This is a genomic window from Amycolatopsis viridis (genome assembly GCF_011758765.1).
Lineage (GTDB): Bacteria > Actinomycetota > Actinomycetes > Mycobacteriales > Pseudonocardiaceae > Amycolatopsis_E > Amycolatopsis_E viridis.
Window position 1 is genome coordinate 2,546,715 of the sequence record NZ_JAANOU010000001.1, and the last position, 16,727, is coordinate 2,563,441.

Sequence of the window (16,727 nt, forward strand, 5' to 3'; positions counted from 1 at the left end):
TGGCCGACTTGTCCCCGAAGCCGAAAGCAGGTTGCTCTTGTCCGTGGCTGAGGACCGGGAACCACACCGCACCACCGACCTTCAGCACGAGCAGGACTACGTGTCCATGCTCTACCGCCGGCTCGACGACGAGCGCGCGACCACCGAGCGCCGCCTGGACCGGGCGCTGCGCTCGCACGGCGAAACCCCGCAGGAGAGCGCCGAGCGCGACGCGGCCACCAGCCTGCACCACGAGCGCCTCGCGCAGCTCGGGTCCGTCGAGCAGGGCCTGTGCTTCGGGCGGCTCGACTTCCACGACGACCGCGCGCCCGCCTACATCGGCCGGATCGGGCTGTTCGACTCCGACGGCGACTACGAGCCGTTGCTGCTGGACTGGCGCGCCCCGGCCGCCCGGCCGTTCTACCTGGCCACCGCCGCCTCGCCGGAGGGTGTGCGGCGGCGACGGCACATCCGCACGCTCAGCCGCAAGGTCGTCGGTCTCGACGACGAGATCCTCGACCTGCGGGCCGCCGGCGGTCAGCAGGCCGACCTCGGGCTGGCCGGCGAGGCCGCCCTGCTGGCGGCGCTGGAGCGCAAGCGCACGGGTGAGATGGGCGACATCGTCGCCACCATCCAGGCCGAGCAGGACGACATCATCCGCGACGAGCTCGGTGGTGTCCTCGTCGTGCAGGGCGGGCCGGGCACCGGCAAGACCGCGGTCGCCCTGCACCGGGCGGCCTACCTGCTCTACACCTACCGCCAGCAGCTCGCCTCGCGCGGCGTGCTCGTGGTCGGCCCGAACAGCACCTTCCTGCGCTACATCGGCCAGGTCCTGCCGTCGCTGGGTGAGACCGGGGTGCTGCTGTCCACGATCGGGCAGCTGTTCCCCGGCGTCCGGGCGCGTGGCACGGAGCGCCGCGAGGCCGCCGAGGTCAAGGGGCGCCCGGTCATGGTCGACGTGCTCGCCCGGGCCGTCGCCGACCGCCAGCGCGTGCCCGAGGACCGGTTCGCCGTCGAGTTCGACGACGACGTGCTGGTCCTGCGCCGCGAGGTGGTGGAGCGGGCTCGGGAGAAGGCCCGGCGCACCGGCCGGCCGCACAACGTGGCGCGCCGGGTGTTCGTCGACGCCGTGCTCGACGCGCTGGTCGAGCGTGCCGCGGTCCGCATGGAGGTCGACCTGTTCGCCGGGGTGCCGGACATCCCGCTCGCCGCGGGGGAGACCGCCGACGCGCCGGTGCTCGACGCGCGGGACCGGATGGAGATCCGCGCCGAGCTCGCCGGGTCTGCGACGGTGGCGGCCGCGCTCGACGAGCTGTGGCCCAAGCTTACCCCGCAGCGCCTGCTGCGTGACCTGCTCGGCGACGCGGACCGCCTGCGGTCGGCGTCGGAGGGGCTGCTCTCCGACGCCGACCGGGCGGCGGTGCAGCGGCCCGCGCGGTCGCCGTGGACCCCGGCCGACGTGCCGCTGCTCGACGAGCTGGCCGAGCTGCTCGGCGAGGACGACGACGCCGAGCGCGCCGCCCGCGAGCGCCGGGAGCGCGAGGAACGCGCCTACGCCGAGGGTGTGCTCGACATCATGGACCAGGACGAGGAAATCCTCGACGAGGACCAGATCCGCATCGCCGACGTCCTCGACGCCGAGCTGTTCGCCGAACGGCAGGAGCGCCGCAGCCGGCTCACCGCCGCCCAGCGCGCCGCGCGTGATCGCACCTGGACGTTCGGGCACGTCATCGTCGACGAGGCGCAGGAGCTGTCCGCGATGGACTGGCGGCTGCTGGCGCGCCGCTGCCCGACCCGGTCGATGACCGTGGTCGGCGACGTCGCCCAGACCGGTGCCCCCGGCGGCGCGTCGTCCTGGCAGGAGATGCTCGGCCGTCACGTCGGGGACCGGTGGCGGCTGCGCCAGCTGACGGTCAACTACCGCACCCCGGTGGAGATCATGAACGTCGCCGCCGAGGCGCTCCACGAGGTCGATCCCGACCTGCGGGTACCGACCTCGGTGCGCGAGACCGGTGTCGAGCCGTGGCGCGCCACCCTGGGCGAGCGGCCGCTCGCGTCCGTGGTGGACGACGAGGTGGCGGCGGCGGACGGCGGCACCGTCGCGGTGCTGGCCCCCGCGGCCCGGCTGGACGCGGTCCGGTCCGAATTGGACGGTCACGGCGAGGCGGTGTCGGTGCTCACCGTCGCCGAGGCCAAGGGCCTGGAGTTCGACGGCGTCGTGGTGGTCGCGCCGGAGGACATCGTGGCCGAGTCGCCCCGCGGCTGGAACGACCTCTACGTCGCCTGCACACGCGCGACGCAGCGCCTCGGGATTCTTTGCACGGAGCGGTAACCCGCGGAAACCGACTGGTCAGCGCCCGGTTAAGGTGTCGCCATGCGTAACGCTGGCAAGATCGTGCTCGCGGCGGCCGCCGCCCTCGCCGTCGCGGCCTGCTCTCCCGACCAGGAACCGTCGTCCGTCCCGCCCGGTGGCGGCCCGACCTACCCGGCGCCCGAGCCGGCGGCGGCGTCCACGAGCGCCTCGGCGGCCCACGGCACGAGCAGCAACGCCACGCGCGAGTGCACCGCCGACGACATCACGGTGACCGGTGACGTCGGCGCCAAGCCGACGATCACGATCCCGGACACCTGCGCCGCCCCGACCAAGCTGGTGACCAAGGACCTCAAGCCGGGCACCGGGGCCACCGCGCACGCCGGCAGCACGCTGCAGATGAACTACGACCTGGTCACCTGGTCGGACAAGACCGACCAGCAGAACTCGTTCGGCTCGACGCCGTTCTCGTTCGCGCTCGGCGCGGGCACCGCCATCCCCGGGTGGGACCAGGGCCTGGACGGCATCAAGCAGGGCGGCCGCCGGCTGCTGGTCGTCCCGCCCAACCTCGGCTACGGCCCGCGCGGCAACGGCCCGATCAAGCCGAACGAGACGCTCGTCTTCGTCGTCGACGCCGTCCAGGTCGCCGGCTGACGCCGGTGGACGTCCGCGGTGCGGTCGCGGTGGTCACCGGTGCCTCCTCCGGCATCGGGGCCGCCACCGCGCTCCGGCTGCACGAGGCCGGTGCTCGCCTCGTGCTGCAGGGCCGCGACGGTGACCGGCTCGCCGCGATCGCCGACCGCACCGGCGCCATCGCCATCCGCGCCGACTTCGCCGAGCCCGGCGCCGCCGAGGCGGCCGCGGAGGAGATCGCGCGGCGGGCGGAGCGGATCGACGTGCTCGTCAACAACGCCGGCCTGGGCTGGGCAGGGCCGGTGACCGAGATGTCCGGTCCGGACGTGCGGCGGTTGCTCGAGGTGAACCTCGCCGCCCCGCTCGAGCTGACCCGCGCGCTGCTGCCCCGGCTGCTGGCGCGGCCCCGCGCGGCGGTGGTCTTCGTCACGTCCATCGCGGGACGGGCCGGGGTCGCGGGGGAGTGCGTCTACTCGGCGACCAAGGCCGGGGTGGACATGTTCGCGGAGAGCTTACGGCTCGAACTGGCGGGCACCGGGGTGCGCGTCGGGGTCGTCGTGCCCGGGGTGGTCGACACGGCGTTCTTCGCCCGCCGCGGCCGCCCCTACCAGCGGCGGAGCCCGAAACCGGTTCCGGCGGTCAAGGTCGCCGACGCGGTGCTCGAAGCGGTCACCACGGGCCGGGCGGAGCAGTACGTCCCGCGCTGGCTGAGGCTGCCCACGGTGGTGCGGGCGACGGCACCCTCGGTGTACCGTGCACTGTCTGCCCGGTTCGGGGGCTCGAGCTGAAGCCCCGGAATCTTTCCGCCACTGGAAGCGCTGACAAGTGACGTGCTAGTCCCGGTCTTCCTCGGATTCGCCGCGGCGTTCCTGTTCGCCGCGTCCGCCGCGCTGCAACGACGCGCGGTGATCGAGGTTGCCGACAGCGACGTCGACGGTCGCGCCGCCCGGCACCGGGTCCCCGTACTGTGGCTGATCCGCAAGCTGTTGCGCAAGAGGGTGTGGCTCGCCGGATGGGCGACCAACCTGTTGGGATTTTTCAGCCAGGCCGCCGCGCTGCACTTCGGCTCGATCGCGCTGGTGCAGCCGCTGCTGGTCACCGAGCTGCTGTTCGCGCTGCCGATGGCCTCGGCCGCGATCCGGCGCTGGCCGCCGCTGCGGGACTGGCTGGCCGGGCTCGCCATCACCGGGGGCGTGGTGGTGTTCCTCGCGGTCGAGGGGGCTGCACCGCTGGACGGGCCGCCGGACCGGGGCCGCCTGCTGATCGCGGTGCTGATCGCCGCCGCCACCGTCGTCACCCTCGTCCAGGTCGCCCAGCACCGCGGTCCGCTCGTGCACAGCGCGCTCATCGCGACCGCGGCCGGGATCTGCTACGCGATCAGCGCGGCCATGATGAAGGTGACCACCGATCTGCTGTTGAACGAGGGTGTCGCTCACACCGCCATCACCTGGCCGGGGTACGTGCTGGCGTTGTCGACCCTGTCCGGGCTGTTGCTCGGCCAGCAGGCGTACGGGTCGGGGTCGCTGTCCGCGGCGATCGCCGTCATGTCCATCGTCAACCCCGCCGCCAGCTATTTCCTGGGACTACTGGCGTTCAACGCGACCTTGGTGACCGAGCCCGGTCCGCTGGCCGCCACCGCCGGCGCGGCCGTGTTGCTCGGTCTCGGCGTGTTCGGGCTGGCGCACTCGCCGAGCGTGCAGGCGGAAGCGAGCCGGTCCGCCCAACGCGGGGTTTACCCCGGAGGTGATAGGTTCTCCGGAACCGTCCCCGCCCGGCGTCGTTCTTCGGACACCCTCGCACAGGAATAATTCAGGTTTCCGGCGTAGGTTTCGCCCGGGCGAGCAGTGGAACCCACAGAGCCTGTCAATGAGTGCGCTGCCCCCGCGCAGTCCAGGCAGACCCTTGGAGGCTGGAACCCGTGCACCACCGAGCGTCGTCCGGCGAGCGCCATCTGGTGATCGAAATCCCGCATCTGGGCAAAACGGTCAAGGATGCAGTCATCATGCTGCTCGAGACCGTCATCGTGCCGACCGTGCTGCTGGCACTGCTGCTGCACATGGTCGGTCTCGTGCCGGCGTTGTGCGCGGTCATCGGCTGGAGCGCGTTCGTCATCGGCGCGCGACGGCTGATGAAGCGCGACCTGCCCCGCACGCTGCTGCTGTGCACCGCCATGCTGATCGGACGCGCCGCGGTCGCGCTGATCACGTCCAGCGCGGCGGTGTACGTGTTGCAACCGGTCCTCGGATCGGTGCTGATGTTCGTCATCTTCGTCGGCAGCGCGATGATCGGCCGGCCCATCACGGCCCGCCTGGCCAAGGACTTCGTGCGGCTGCCCGCGGAGCTGTTCAAGCACCGCACGGTGAACCGCGTGTTCGTCGAGGTGGCCCTGATGTGGGGCGGTTCGCGCCTCATCGACGCCGGGATGACCCTGGGTTTCCTGCACTGGGGCGTCGAGGCCGGCCTGATGTCGCGGGGCCTCCTCAGCGGCCTGCTGACCGCGCTCACCGTGGCGATCTGCACCGCGCACGGCTGGCGCAAGCTCCGCCGGGACGGCGTGACGCTCCGCCTGGCCGGCCGCCGCAGCCCGGCCCCCGCCGCCGCCTGACCTGCGGCCCTTCCTCTCCCGCACCCCTCTCCACACCCGGCCCACGCACGCCAACCGCCCAACACGCCGCCGCGCGCGGCCAACACACCGCGCCGACTGGCGAACACGGCGCGCCGACCGGCCAACACACCGCGCGCCGACTGGCGAACACGCCGCCGCGACCGGCCAACACACCGCGCCGACTGGCGAACACGCGGGGGTGGTGTGTTGGCCGCTCCGGGTGGTGTGTTGGCCGCTCCGGGCGGTGTGTTGGTCCCTCCGGGTGGTGTGTTGGCTGCTCATGGTGGTGGCTTGGCTGTTCCGGGCGGGTTCGCGGCGAGCGCCGTGACGGTGAACCGTGATATATGACGGTGTGCTCACGGTCGGTTTCCGCTCCCGGTCCCCGGTGGTCCCGGATGCCCGCACGGCGGCCCTCCGGCGTCCGAGCTGGTGGGGTGAGCTGCTGCTCGGCCTCGCCGTGTTCGGCGTCTACCTGCTGGTCGAGGCGTTGCCGCTGCCCGATCGTGAGGCGCGGGCACAGGCCGGCGGCGAGGCGTTGCTGGCCTTCGAGCGGATGCTGCACCTGGACTTCGAGCTGCCGGTCAACCAGTGGCTCGCCGGGCAGGGCTGGCTCCGGGTCGCCGCCAACTACGAGTACGCGATCACCTACATCGTCAGCGCGCTCGTCCTGCTGATCTGGGTGCACGCCCGGTACCCGGCCCACTACCGGTCGGTGCGCACCAGTTTCGTCTGGCTCAACCTGTTCGCCCTCGCCTGTTTCTGGCTGTTCCCGGTCGCGCCGCCCCGGATGCTCCCGGGTGCCGGGTTCGTCGACACCGTCCGCCTGGGGCACACGTTCCTGTCCTGGGGCTCCCCGGCGTTGCAGGGGGCGAACCAGCTGGCCGCGATGCCGTCCCTGCACGTCGGCTGGGCGTTGTGGGTGTCGGTGGTCCTCGCGCGCATCAGCGGCGGCCGGGTGGTGCAGATCGTCAGCGCGGTGCACGTGCTCGTCACGTTCGCGGTCATCATCGCCACCGGAAACCACTACTGGATCGACGCCGCCGGCGCCGCCGTGCTCATCGCCGCCGCGACCGGGCTCGCCCGGGTCGCCCGGCCGGTCGACCGGGTGTCCGCCTCCGACACGTTCTTCCTGCACGTGGAAACGCCCGCCTACCCCCAGCACGTGGGCGGGCTCATCATGCTGAACACCTCGGCCGATCCCGCCGGCCCGGCAGGCGATTGGGTGCGGGCCGCGATCCGGGACAAGCTCGCCGACCTGCCCCGCTACACCCAGCGCCTGTCGGAGTACTCGCCCTGGCGGCGGCAGTACTGGGTGCCGCACCCCGATCTCGACTGGGACTGGCACGTTCCCGAGTTCGACCTCACCCGGCCGGACGGCTCGCCCGGCGGCATGGGGGAGCTGCACAAGCTGGTCGCCCGGTTCCAGGGCGAACTCCTGCCGCGGGACCGGCCGCTGTGGCGGTTCGTGGTCGTGCGCGGGGTCGAGACGAACACCGCCGCGGTGATCTCGCTGGTGCACCACGCCGTCGCCGACGGCATCGGCACGATCAGCCTGATGCTCGACCTGTTCGACTCGCCGAGCCTGCTGGACGGGCTCAACGACACCAAACGGCCCACCGTCCTGCAGAAGGTCGCCGCCGGGGCGGTGGGCCTGGCGCAGCTGGCCACCGACGGGCGGCCGAAGTCCCAGCTGCCGGCCGGGAACCCGCCGGATCGCCGCTACGCCACCCTGCAGATCCCGCTCGACGACGTCCGCGAGCTGGCGCGCAGGCACCGCGTCCGGGTGACCGACCTGCTGCTGGGCGGGGTCGCCGGTGCGCTGCGCCGGGTGGCGGTCGCGCCGCTGCCGGAGTCGATGCTCACGTCGGTCACGCTGATGGCCGCCGAGCCCCGGCCGGGCGCGGAGGGCAACGTCACCGCCGCGGTGATGGTCGACATCCCGCTCGGGGACATGCCCGAAGCCGAGCGCCTGCGGCGGATCGCCAAGGCCACCAGGCGGCTGCGCACCGGCACCCGGGTCGTCGCGTCCCGGTTCGTGCAGCACACGGTGGCCGGGCTGCTGCCGGCGTTCGTGCACGCCTGGTTCGCCCGGACTGTCTACAATGCACGGTTCTTCAACGGCACGGTGTCCAACATGCCCGGGGCGTCGTGGCAGGTGAGCTTCCGGCATTTCCCGCTGCGCACCGCGTTCGCCATCATCCCGCTCGCACCGGGCACCCCGTTCACCATCGGCGTGCTCGGCTGGTACGGGTCGTTCTCCCTCAGCGCCACCGTGGACGCGGCGCTGGTGGACAGTGTGGACGAGTTCCTCGCCGGGTTCCGCGCGGTGCTGGCGGAACTGGACTGAGAAGTCCTCACAGGTCGTCCGGTTCGGACCCGCCCCAGGCCAGGGCGAGCGTGAGCCGGCGCCGGTTGTCCGGATCGTCCAGGCTCTCCCCGAACAGCTCCCGCAACTGGGTCATCCGGTAGCGCACGGTCTGCGGGTGGATGTGCAGTTCCTCCGCCATCGCCCGGCGGTCGCCGAGGTGCCGCAGCCAGCAGGCGAGCGTTTCGCACAACCGCTTGCGCGTGACCGGTCCCAGGTGCGCCAGGGGAGCGAGGCACTGGTGGCGGAAGGCGTCGAACAGCTTCGCGTCGCGGTGCACGATGAGCGAGTCCAGGTGCTCGTCCACGAACACCGGATCGTCGGTCAGCACGTGGTCGCGGCGCAGCTGCGCGGCGAGCTCGGCGATGTGCATGCTGGCCGGCAGGTGTTCCAGGGCCACCGCGTGCCCGACCACCGCCCCGGCGCCGCGCAACGCCGACGCCAGCCACTGGCGGCGCTGCGGGCCGCCCGGATCGGGCACGATCGCGCAGACCAGCCGCTGCCGCCGGACGTGCAGGCAGGACTGCCCCAGCCGGCCCAGCAGGGCGCTGCCGACCGGGTTGTCCGGCTCCACCAGGACCACCGCGGCCTGGCGCGGCAACGGCCAGTCCACGCGGGCCGCCGCGGCGCGGATCGCGGCGGAATCGGAACGGTCCGACAGCAGCATGTCCGCGAGTTCGTCGCGCAACCGTTCCCGGGTGGCCGCGGACTCCGACTGCTCCAGCACGTATCCGCGCGCCGAGGCCGAGGACAGCTGGTCCACGAAGATGAACACCGCCTCGGCCAGCGAGGCGAACATGTCGGAGGGGACTCCGACCTCCAGCGCGACCGCGGCGACGTGGTGCCACGCCACGCGCGCGCCGATCTGGTACGCCGACAGCAGGCTCGTCAGATCGCGGCCCTGCTGCCACTGCGCGCGCCCGATCTCCTCGAACAGCGGCTGTTCGCCGAACCGGTCGGCCCCCTCGGCGATCCCGGACAGCTCGGCGATGTCCCACTTGGCCATCCGGAGCAGGCGCTGCAGGAACATGTTGGCCGAGACCAGGACCTCGTCCCGCTCGGTGACGATGAACTCGGCGTAGTCCGGCCAGTGCTCGCCGAGCAGCCGTGCCACGTCGTCCAGCATCCGCGGCAGCCGCTGCGAGGTCGCCGCCGCCAGATCCGCCAGCTTGCCGTCGCTGGTCTCCGTCCGTCTGCCCGCCATGTCGTGGACCCCCACTCGCCCAGCCCGCGTGCCGTCCATCGTCCGGGTCAATACTGTCAGCTCGTGACAACCGGGGCTTCTCCATTTTTGTTTCCGGTGCGAAGAATTCGCCTCGGGGCCCGAGTGATTATGAGGCGATGGCTCCCGCACCCCCTGGTTCCGGCACGGTCGACGACCGCGTGCTGCGCGAAAAGAAGCAGGCCGAGAACTTTCCGGTAGCGCTGCGGATACTTCCCCGTGACCTGCGGGACGACCTGGGCGCGGTCTACGACGTCGCACGCGTCATCGACGACCTGGGCGACGAAGCGGCCGGCGCCGCGGCCGAGCGCACGGCCGGGTTACTGCGATTCCAGCACGATCTGGAACGCGCCTTTCGGGGAGAGCAACCACACGAACGGGTATTGCGTGATCTTCTGCCCGCGATTCGGCGCCGCGATCTGGAACTCGAACCGTTCAATCGCCTGGTGCGGGCGAACCTCCAGGACCAGCGCGTCGCCTCCTACGCCACGCAGGCCGAGCTGGAGGCGTACTGCGTGCTCTCCGCCGATCCGGTCGGCCGCATCGTGCTCCGGATCTTCGGCGTGCGCGACCCCGAGGCCGAGCGCCTGTCGGACCGGGTCTGCACGGCGCTCCAGCTCATCGAGCACTGCCAGGACGTCGGCGAGGACCGCCGCAACGGGCGGGTCTACCTGCCGCAGGCCGACCTCGCCGCGTTCGGCGCCACCGCCGCCGACCTGGACGCACGTGCCACCAGCCGCCCGGTGCGGCTCGCCGTGGCCGCGCAGACCGCTCGCGCGCTGGACCTGCTGGCCGAGGGCGCGGCCCTGCTGGACCGCCTGCACGGCTGGGCGCGCCTGGCCGTCGCGGGGTACGTCGCCGGGGGACTGGCCACACTCGACGCGCTGCGCCGGGCCCGCTGGGACGTCCTGCCCGGCGCCCCGCGCCCGCGCAAGCCCGATGTCCTGGCGCACCTGATCGCCCTGCTGGTGCGCCCGGCCGCCCATGTCCGCCGGATCCGGGAAGGTGGTCGGTTCTCGTGACGACCCCGACGATCGCACAGGCCTACGCCACCTGCGAGGACATCACCAGGACGGAGGCCCGGAACTTCTACTGGGGCATCCGGCTGCTCACCCGGCAGCGCCGCTCGGCGCTGTGCGCGGTCTATGCGCTGGCGCGCCGCGTGGACGACATCGGCGACGGCGACCTGCCGCTCGAGGAGAAGGCCGCGCAGCTGGAGACGGTCCGCAAGGAGCTGTCCGCGCTCGACCGCAGCACGGACCCGGTGCTGGTCGCGGTCGCCGACGCCGCCCGCCGCTACCCGGTGCCGCTGGAGGCCTTCGAGGAACTGCTCGACGGGGTCTGGATGGACATCGAGGGCCGCCGTTACGGCACCTTCGACGAGCTGACCGAGTACTGCCGGTGCGTGGCCGGGTCGATCGGCCGGCTGTGCCTCGGGGTGTTCGGTCACCGGCCGCACCCGCAGGCCGCGCACTACGCCGACGCGCTCGGCATCGCGCTGCAGCAGACCAACATCCTGCGTGACATCCGGGAGGACCTCCTCACCGGCCGGGTCTACCTGCCCGCGGCGGATCTCGACGCGTTCGGCGTCGAGCTGGCCGTCGACGAGCGGGGCGTGCTGGCCGATCCGGACGGCGGCCTGGCGAACCTCATCCGGCACAGCGCCGCCCGCGCCCGCGAGTGGTACGCCGACGGGCTGCGGCTGGGACCGCTGCTGGACCGCCGCAGCGGTGCGTGCTGCCTGGCGATGGCCGGCATCTACCGGCACCTGCTGGACCGCATCGCCGAGCAGCCCTCCGCGGTGTTCGACCGGCGGCTGTCGCTGTCCGGGCGGGAGAAGCTGGGCGTGGCGTTCCGCGCCCTGGGCGGGCGGGCGGCATGAGGCAGCGGGTCGCGGTCGTCGGTGGCGGGCTCGCCGGGATCACCGCGGCCCTGCGCTGCGCCGACGCCGGGCACGAGGTGACGCTGCTGGAGTCGCGCGGCCTGCTCGGCGGTCTCACGCACTCGTTCACCCGCGACGGGCTGCACGTCGACAACGGGCAGCACGTCTTCCTGCGCTGCTGCACCGCCTACCTCGGGCTGCTGCGGCGGCTGGGCGTGACCGACCGCGTCCACCTCCAGCCACGTCTGGAGATCCCGGTGCGCTCGCCCCGGCTGCGCCGTCCGGCGTGGCTGCGCCGCAACCCGCTGCCCGCACCGCTGCACCTGGCGGACTCGGTGCTGCGGTACGCCCCGCTCGGCCTCGGTGACCGGATGCGCTTCGCGGGCGCCGCGCTCGCGCTCAAGGCCGTGGACCCCGCTGCGCCGGCTTCGGACCGGCGCACGTTCGGCGAGTGGCTGGCAGCGCACGGCCAGAGCCGGGACGCCGTCACCAAGCTGTGGGACCTGGTCGGTATCGCGACGCTCAACGCCCCCGCCGAGCAGGCCTCGCTGGGCCTGGCCGCGACGGTGTTCCAGGTCGGGCTGCTCACCGACGCCGCCGCCGCCGACATCGGATGGGCGACCGTCCCGCTGCGCCGGCTGCACGGCGAACCCGCGCTGGCCCGGCTGACCGGGGCCGGCGTGCGGGTGCGGCTGAACAGCAAGGTCACCGGCCTGGCCCGGGTGGACGGGAGCTGGCGGATCGGCGCGGACGAGCCGGTGACGGCCGACCAGGTCGTGCTGGCCGTCCCCCCGATCGTCGCGGCGAAGCTGCTGCCCGAGGGCGCGGTGCGCCTGCCCGCCGATTTCGCCGACCGGCTCGGCAGCTCGCCGATCGTGAACGCGCACGTGGTGCTCGACCGCCCGGTCACCGGTGCCCCGTTCTTCGCCGTCGTCGACTCGCCGTTGCAGTGGGTCTTCGACCGCACCGCCTCGTCCGGGCTGGCCCGCGGCCAGTACCTGGCGATCTCGCTGTCGGCCGCCGTCGAGGAGATCGAGCTGCCGGTGCGGGTCCTGCGTGAGCGGCTGCTGCCGGCGCTGCGGCAGGTGCTGCCGGCCGCGCGGGACGCGCAGGTCCTCGACTTCTTCGTGACCCGGGAGCGGCACGCCACGTTCCGCCCGGCGCCCGGGTGCGCGGAACTGCGCCCACCCGCGCGCACCTGCGTCCCGGGCCTGGTCCTGGCCGGTGCGTGGACCGCCACCGGCTGGCCGGCGACCATGGAGGGCGCCGTGCGCAGCGGTGAGGCGGCCGCCCAAGCCGTGCTCGGCGCCCCCGCGGGGGTGCCGGGCCGATCGGAAGGGATACCCGCATGACCGCTGTTCTCGATTCCCTGCAGCAGGGCAGGCAGGCTGTCCTGCCCGCGATGCGGGCCGCCGTCGACCGGCTCGACCCGGCCAGCCGCGCGATCGCCTACTACCATCTCGGCTGGACCGACCTGGACGGCAACCCGACCTCCGGCGGCGGCAAGGCTGTGCGCCCCGCCCTCGCCCTGCTGTCGGCCGAGGCCGCCGGTGCGCGCCCGGAGACCGGGCTGCCCGGCGCGGTCGCCGTCGAGCTCGTGCACAACTTCTCGCTGCTGCACGACGACCTGATGGACGGCGACACCGAACGGCGCCACCGGCCCACGGTGTGGGCGGTGCGCGGCGCGGCCAGCGCGATCCTCACCGGGGACGCCCTGCTCGCGCTGGCCAACGAGGTCCTGCTCGAGGCCGACGGACCGGGTGCGGTCGGCGCGGCGCGGCTGCTGTCCGAGGCGGTCGGCGAGCTGATCCGCGGTCAGGTCCTCGACGTCGCCTTCGAGCAGCGCGACGACGTCACGCTGGACGAATGCCTGGACATGGCCGGCGGGAAGACCGGGGCGCTGCTGTCCGCCAGCGCCGCGATCGGGGCGGTGCTGGCCTGCGCGCCACCCCGCGTGGTCGACGCGCTCGCCGAGTTCGGCGCCGACCTGGGCCTGGCCTTCCAGCTGGTCGACGACGTGCTCGGCATCTGGGGCGAGCCGTCGGTGACCGGCAAGCCGGTGCACTCCGACCTGCGGGCCCGCAAGAAGAGCCTGCCGGTCACCTACGCGCTGACCCACGGCGGCGCGCCCGGCCGGGAGCTGGCCGCGTGGCTCAGCGGCGGTGACGCCGCCGACGAGGACGCGGTGCGCCGCGCCGCGGACCTGGTCGACCTGGCCGGGGGGCGGGCGTGGGCGCTGGAGGAGGCCCACCGCCGGATGACGGCGGGACAACGCAAGCTCACCGACGCCGGGGTCCCGGAACGGGTGCGCGCGGAGCTGCTGGCCCTCGCGCGGTTCATCGTGACCAGGGAGGCTTGATGACGCAGACCTCGGAGATCTCCGGGGCGGTCGGGTTCGATCCGGCCGGCACGCTCGACCGCGCGGTCGCCCACCTCAAGGGCCTGCAACGCGACGGCGGCTGGTGGAAGGGCGAGCTCCAGACGAACGTGACCATGGACGCCGAGGACCTGCTGATGCGGGAGTTCCTCGGCATCCGGACGGCCACCGAGACCGCGGAGGCGGCCCGCTGGATCCGCTCCCAGCAGCGCGCCGACGGCACCTGGGCCAATTTCCACGGCGGCCCCGGCGACCTGTCCACCACACTCGAGGCGTGGGTGGCGCTGCGGCTGGCCGGCGACTCGCCGGACGAGCCGCACATGCGTGCCGCCGCCGAGTTCGTCCGGGCTTCCGGCGGGGTCGAGGCCAGCCGCGTGTTCACCCGCATCTGGCTCGCGTTGTTCGGCCTGTGGTCGTGGGACGACCTGCCCACCATGCCGCCCGAGCTGGTGCTGCTGCCGTCGTGGGTGCCGCTCAACGTCTACGACTGGGCGTGCTGGGCGCGCCAGACCGTGGTCCCGCTGACCGTGGTCAGCACGCTGCGGCCGGTCCGCCCGCTGCCGTTCGGGGTCGACGAGCTGCGCACCGGGAACCGGCGCGGCGGGCTGGTCGCGCCGTGGACGTGGTCGGGCGCCTTCCACTACCTGGACAAGGCGCTGCACCTCTACGGCAAGGTCGCGGTCAAACCGGTGCGCGAGTTCGCGATGCGGCAGGCCGCGGAGTGGATCCTGGCCCGGCAGGAGGCCGACGGCGGGTGGGGCGGCATCCAGCCGCCGTGGGTGTACTCGCTGCTCGCGCTGCACCTGCTCGGCTACTCGCTGGACCACCCGGCGATGCGTGCCGGGCTGGCGGGGCTCGACGGGTTCCTCATCCGGGAGGAGACCCCGGAGGGCACCGTGCGGCGGCTGGAGGCGTGCCAGTCGCCGGTGTGGGACACCGCGCTGGCGATCGTCGCGCTGCTCGACGCCGGGGCGCCCGCCGACGACCCGCACGTGCTCAAGGCCGTCGACTGGATGCTCGGCGAGGAGATCGCGGTGCGGGGCGACTGGGCGGTGCGCCGCCCCGGCCTCGACCCGGGCGGCTGGGCGTTCGAGTTCGCCAACGACCTGTACCCGGACACCGACGACACCGCCGAGGTCGTGCTCGGCCTGCGCCGCGTCGCGCACCCGGACCGCGCCCGGCTGTCCGGTGCTCTGGACCGCGCCGTGAAGTGGGTGACCGGCATGCAGTCGCGGGACGGGGGCTGGGCCGCCTTTGACGCCGACAACACCCGGGAACTGACCACCAAGCTGCCGTTCTGCGACTTCGGCGCGGTGATCGACCCGCCGTCGGCCGACGTCACCGCGCACGTGGTCGAGATGCTCGCCAAGGAGGGCAAGGCCGGCAGCCGGGAGTGCCGTCGCGGGGTCGAATGGCTGCTGGACCACCAGGAGGCCGACGGCTCGTGGTTCGGCCGCTGGGGCGCGAACTACGTCTACGGCACCGGTGCCGTGGTGCCGGCCCTGGTCGAGGCCGGGGTGCCGACGTCGGCCCCGGCGATCCGGCGGGCCGTGCGGTGGCTGACCGAACACCAGAACCCCGACGGCGGCTGGGGTGAGGACCTGCGCTCCTACCGCGACCCGTCGTGGTCCGGGCGCGGCGAGTCGACCGCGTCGCAGACCGCGTGGGCGCTGCTCGCGCTGCTCGCGGCGGGGGAGCGGGACTCCGCGGTGACCGCGCGCGGCGTGCAGTGGCTCGCGGAGACCCAGCGCGCCGACGGCACCTGGGACGAGCCGCAGTTCACCGGCACCGGGTTCCCCGGCGACTTCTACATCAACTACCACCTGTACCGGCTGGTGTTCCCGGTGACCGCGCTGGGCCGCTACCTGGGACGGTCATGACCGGCGTGGTGGTCGCGCCGATGCGCGTCGAGGCGGCGGCACTGCGGGTGCCGGGCCTGACGGTGCTGCGCGGCGGGATGGGCCCGCGCCGGGCGGCCGAGTCGGCGCAGCGGTTGACCGCGGCCGGCCGGCCGGTCCTGGTGGCGGGTGTGGGTGGTGCGCTGGTGCCGCAGGTGCGGCCGGGTGATCTGGTGGTGGCCACCGAGATCGATGGGCCCGCCGGACGGGTGCCGCTGCCGTCCGCGCCGTTGCTGGCGGCCGCGCTGCGGCGGCACGGGCTGACTGTCCACCTGGGACCGATCGCGTCGGCACCGTCCGTGGTGGACGGTGCGGACCGGGCCCGGTTCGCCGCCCGCGGGGCCATCGCGGTCGACATGGAGTCCGCGGAGTTCGCCGCCCTGCCCGGTCCGCTGGCCGTTGTACGGGCCATCGTGGACACCCCGGACCAGCCGCTGTGGCGGCCGGGGACCGTGCTGCGCGGCATCAGCGGGCTGCGCTCGCTGCGGGCCGCGGTGCCGGCGCTGCGCGAATGGTGTGACGCGGCCGGCGACGGTGACCTGCTGCTCGCCAGCCCGCGGTCGTTCTGCGCCGGGGTCGAGCGGGCGATCCAGATCGTCGAGCGGGCGCTGGACCGGTACGGCGCCCCGGTCTACGTGCGCCGTCAGGTGGTGCACAACGCGCACGTCGTGCACCGGCTGGAGGCGATGGGCGCCGTGTTCGTGGCGGAGGTCGACGAGATTCCGCGAGGCGCGACCACGGTGCTCGCCGCGCACGGGGTCGCTCCCGCGGTGCGCGAGGCCGCCCGGGCGCGGGAGCTGCGCGTGGTCGACGCGACCTGCCCGCTGGTGATGAAGGTGCACAGCGAGGTCAAGCGCTACACCGGCCGCGGCGACACCGTGTTCCTCATCGGCCACGCCGACCACGAGGAGGTGGAGGGCACGGTCGGGGAGGCACCCGACCGGATCGTGGTGGTCGAGGACGCGGAGGCGGCGGCGCAGGTGCGGGTGCCCGACGGCACCGGTGTGGCCTACGCGATGCAGACCACGCTGGCCGTCGACGAGGCGGAGGAGATCGCTGCGGTGCTGCGGGCGCGGTTCCCGTCGATCGCCGGCCCCCGGCACGACGACATCTGTTATGCCACCACGAACCGGCAGCGCGCGGTGACGAAGGTGGCCCAGGAGGCGGATCTCGTCCTCGTGGTCGGCTCGGTGAACTCGTCCAACTCGCAGCGCCTGGTCGAGGTGGCGCGGCGGCGGGGGACGCGGGCCCGGCTCGTCGACGATGTGTCCGAAGTGGACCTGCGCTGGCTGGCCGGGGCGCGGCGGATCGGGATCACCGCCGGTGCCTCGGCGCCACCGGATCTGGTGGCGGAGCTGGTGCGGTGCCTGCGCGGTGTGGGACGGTCGACGGTGACCGAGCACGCGGAGGCCGAGGAGGACCTGGTTTTCACATTACCCCGGGAGGTGAGCTAGA

13 protein-coding genes are annotated in these 16,727 nt (G+C 73.5%); 12 read left to right on the top strand and 1 reads right to left on the bottom strand.

Annotated elements, in window-relative coordinates:
- Window positions 1-43 precede the first annotated feature (43 nt).
- The 6 genes from FHX46_RS12650 (at window position 44) to FHX46_RS12675 (ending at window position 7,875) form a co-directional block, all read left to right on the top strand.
- Entirely contained in the window at window positions 44-2,311 is a 2,268-nt protein-coding gene (locus tag FHX46_RS12650; RefSeq protein ID WP_167121437.1) for an AAA family ATPase, read from the top strand.
- Window positions 2,312-2,353: 42 nt separating this feature from the next.
- On the top strand, window positions 2,354-2,944 hold the full coding sequence (locus tag FHX46_RS12655) for an FKBP-type peptidyl-prolyl cis-trans isomerase (RefSeq protein ID WP_167113547.1): 591 nt from the start codon (window positions 2,354-2,356) through the stop codon (window positions 2,942-2,944).
- Window positions 2,945-2,949: 5 nt separating this feature from the next.
- Window positions 2,950-3,711, top strand: a complete 762-nt coding sequence (locus tag FHX46_RS12660; RefSeq protein WP_167113550.1) for an SDR family NAD(P)-dependent oxidoreductase — start codon at window positions 2,950-2,952, stop codon at window positions 3,709-3,711.
- A gap of 42 nt (window positions 3,712-3,753) precedes the next feature.
- A complete protein-coding gene (locus FHX46_RS12665; RefSeq protein ID WP_167113553.1) occupies window positions 3,754-4,731 on the top strand; it encodes a DMT family transporter in 978 nt (325 codons plus the stop codon).
- 110 nt (window positions 4,732-4,841) lie between these two features.
- The gene (locus tag FHX46_RS12670; RefSeq protein ID WP_167113556.1) at window positions 4,842-5,528 is read left to right on the top strand and encodes a hypothetical protein; all 687 of its coding nucleotides are present in this window, start codon (window positions 4,842-4,844) and stop codon (window positions 5,526-5,528) included.
- Between the two features lie 337 nt (window positions 5,529-5,865).
- On the top strand, window positions 5,866-7,875 hold the full coding sequence (locus FHX46_RS12675; protein WP_167113559.1) for a bifunctional phosphatase PAP2/O-acyltransferase family protein: 2,010 nt from the start codon (window positions 5,866-5,868) through the stop codon (window positions 7,873-7,875).
- Between the two features lie 7 nt (window positions 7,876-7,882).
- On the opposite strand, the gene FHX46_RS12680 is transcribed toward FHX46_RS12675, so the two are convergent.
- Window positions 7,883-9,097 (bottom strand): PucR family transcriptional regulator, encoded by a 1,215-nt coding sequence (locus tag FHX46_RS12680; RefSeq protein WP_243871265.1) that lies wholly within the window; start codon window positions 9,095-9,097, stop codon window positions 7,883-7,885.
- A 137-nt stretch (window positions 9,098-9,234) separates the two neighbouring features.
- On the opposite strand from FHX46_RS12680, the gene hpnC reads away from it, so the two are divergent.
- From hpnC to ispH, 6 genes are read left to right on the top strand one after another with little or no spacing between them, the layout of a single operon-like run.
- Window positions 9,235-10,137 (top strand): squalene synthase HpnC, encoded by a 903-nt coding sequence (gene hpnC / locus FHX46_RS12685; RefSeq protein WP_167113565.1) that lies wholly within the window; start codon window positions 9,235-9,237, stop codon window positions 10,135-10,137.
- A complete protein-coding gene (gene hpnD / locus FHX46_RS12690) occupies window positions 10,134-10,997 on the top strand; it encodes a presqualene diphosphate synthase HpnD (protein WP_167113568.1) in 864 nt (287 codons plus the stop codon). The genes hpnC and hpnD overlap by 4 nt, the downstream gene beginning before the upstream one ends.
- Window positions 10,994-12,349 carry a hydroxysqualene dehydroxylase HpnE gene (gene hpnE, locus FHX46_RS12695; RefSeq protein ID WP_167113571.1) on the top strand — a complete coding sequence of 452 codons (1,356 nt, stop codon included), beginning with the start codon at window positions 10,994-10,996 and terminating at the stop codon, window positions 12,347-12,349. The genes hpnD and hpnE overlap by 4 nt, the downstream gene beginning before the upstream one ends.
- Entirely contained in the window at window positions 12,346-13,356 is a 1,011-nt protein-coding gene (locus FHX46_RS12700; RefSeq protein WP_167113574.1) for a polyprenyl synthetase family protein, read from the top strand. The genes hpnE and FHX46_RS12700 overlap by 4 nt, the downstream gene beginning before the upstream one ends.
- The gene (shc, locus tag FHX46_RS12705) at window positions 13,356-15,254 is read left to right on the top strand and encodes a squalene--hopene cyclase (protein WP_167113577.1); all 1,899 of its coding nucleotides are present in this window, start codon (window positions 13,356-13,358) and stop codon (window positions 15,252-15,254) included. The genes FHX46_RS12700 and shc overlap by 1 nt, the downstream gene beginning before the upstream one ends.
- Window positions 15,251-16,726: a 4-hydroxy-3-methylbut-2-enyl diphosphate reductase gene (gene ispH / locus FHX46_RS12710; RefSeq protein WP_167113580.1), complete on the top strand. Its 1,476-nt coding sequence runs from the start codon at window positions 15,251-15,253 to the stop codon at window positions 16,724-16,726. The genes shc and ispH overlap by 4 nt, the downstream gene beginning before the upstream one ends.
- The last annotated feature ends 1 nt before the right edge of the window (window position 16,727 follow it).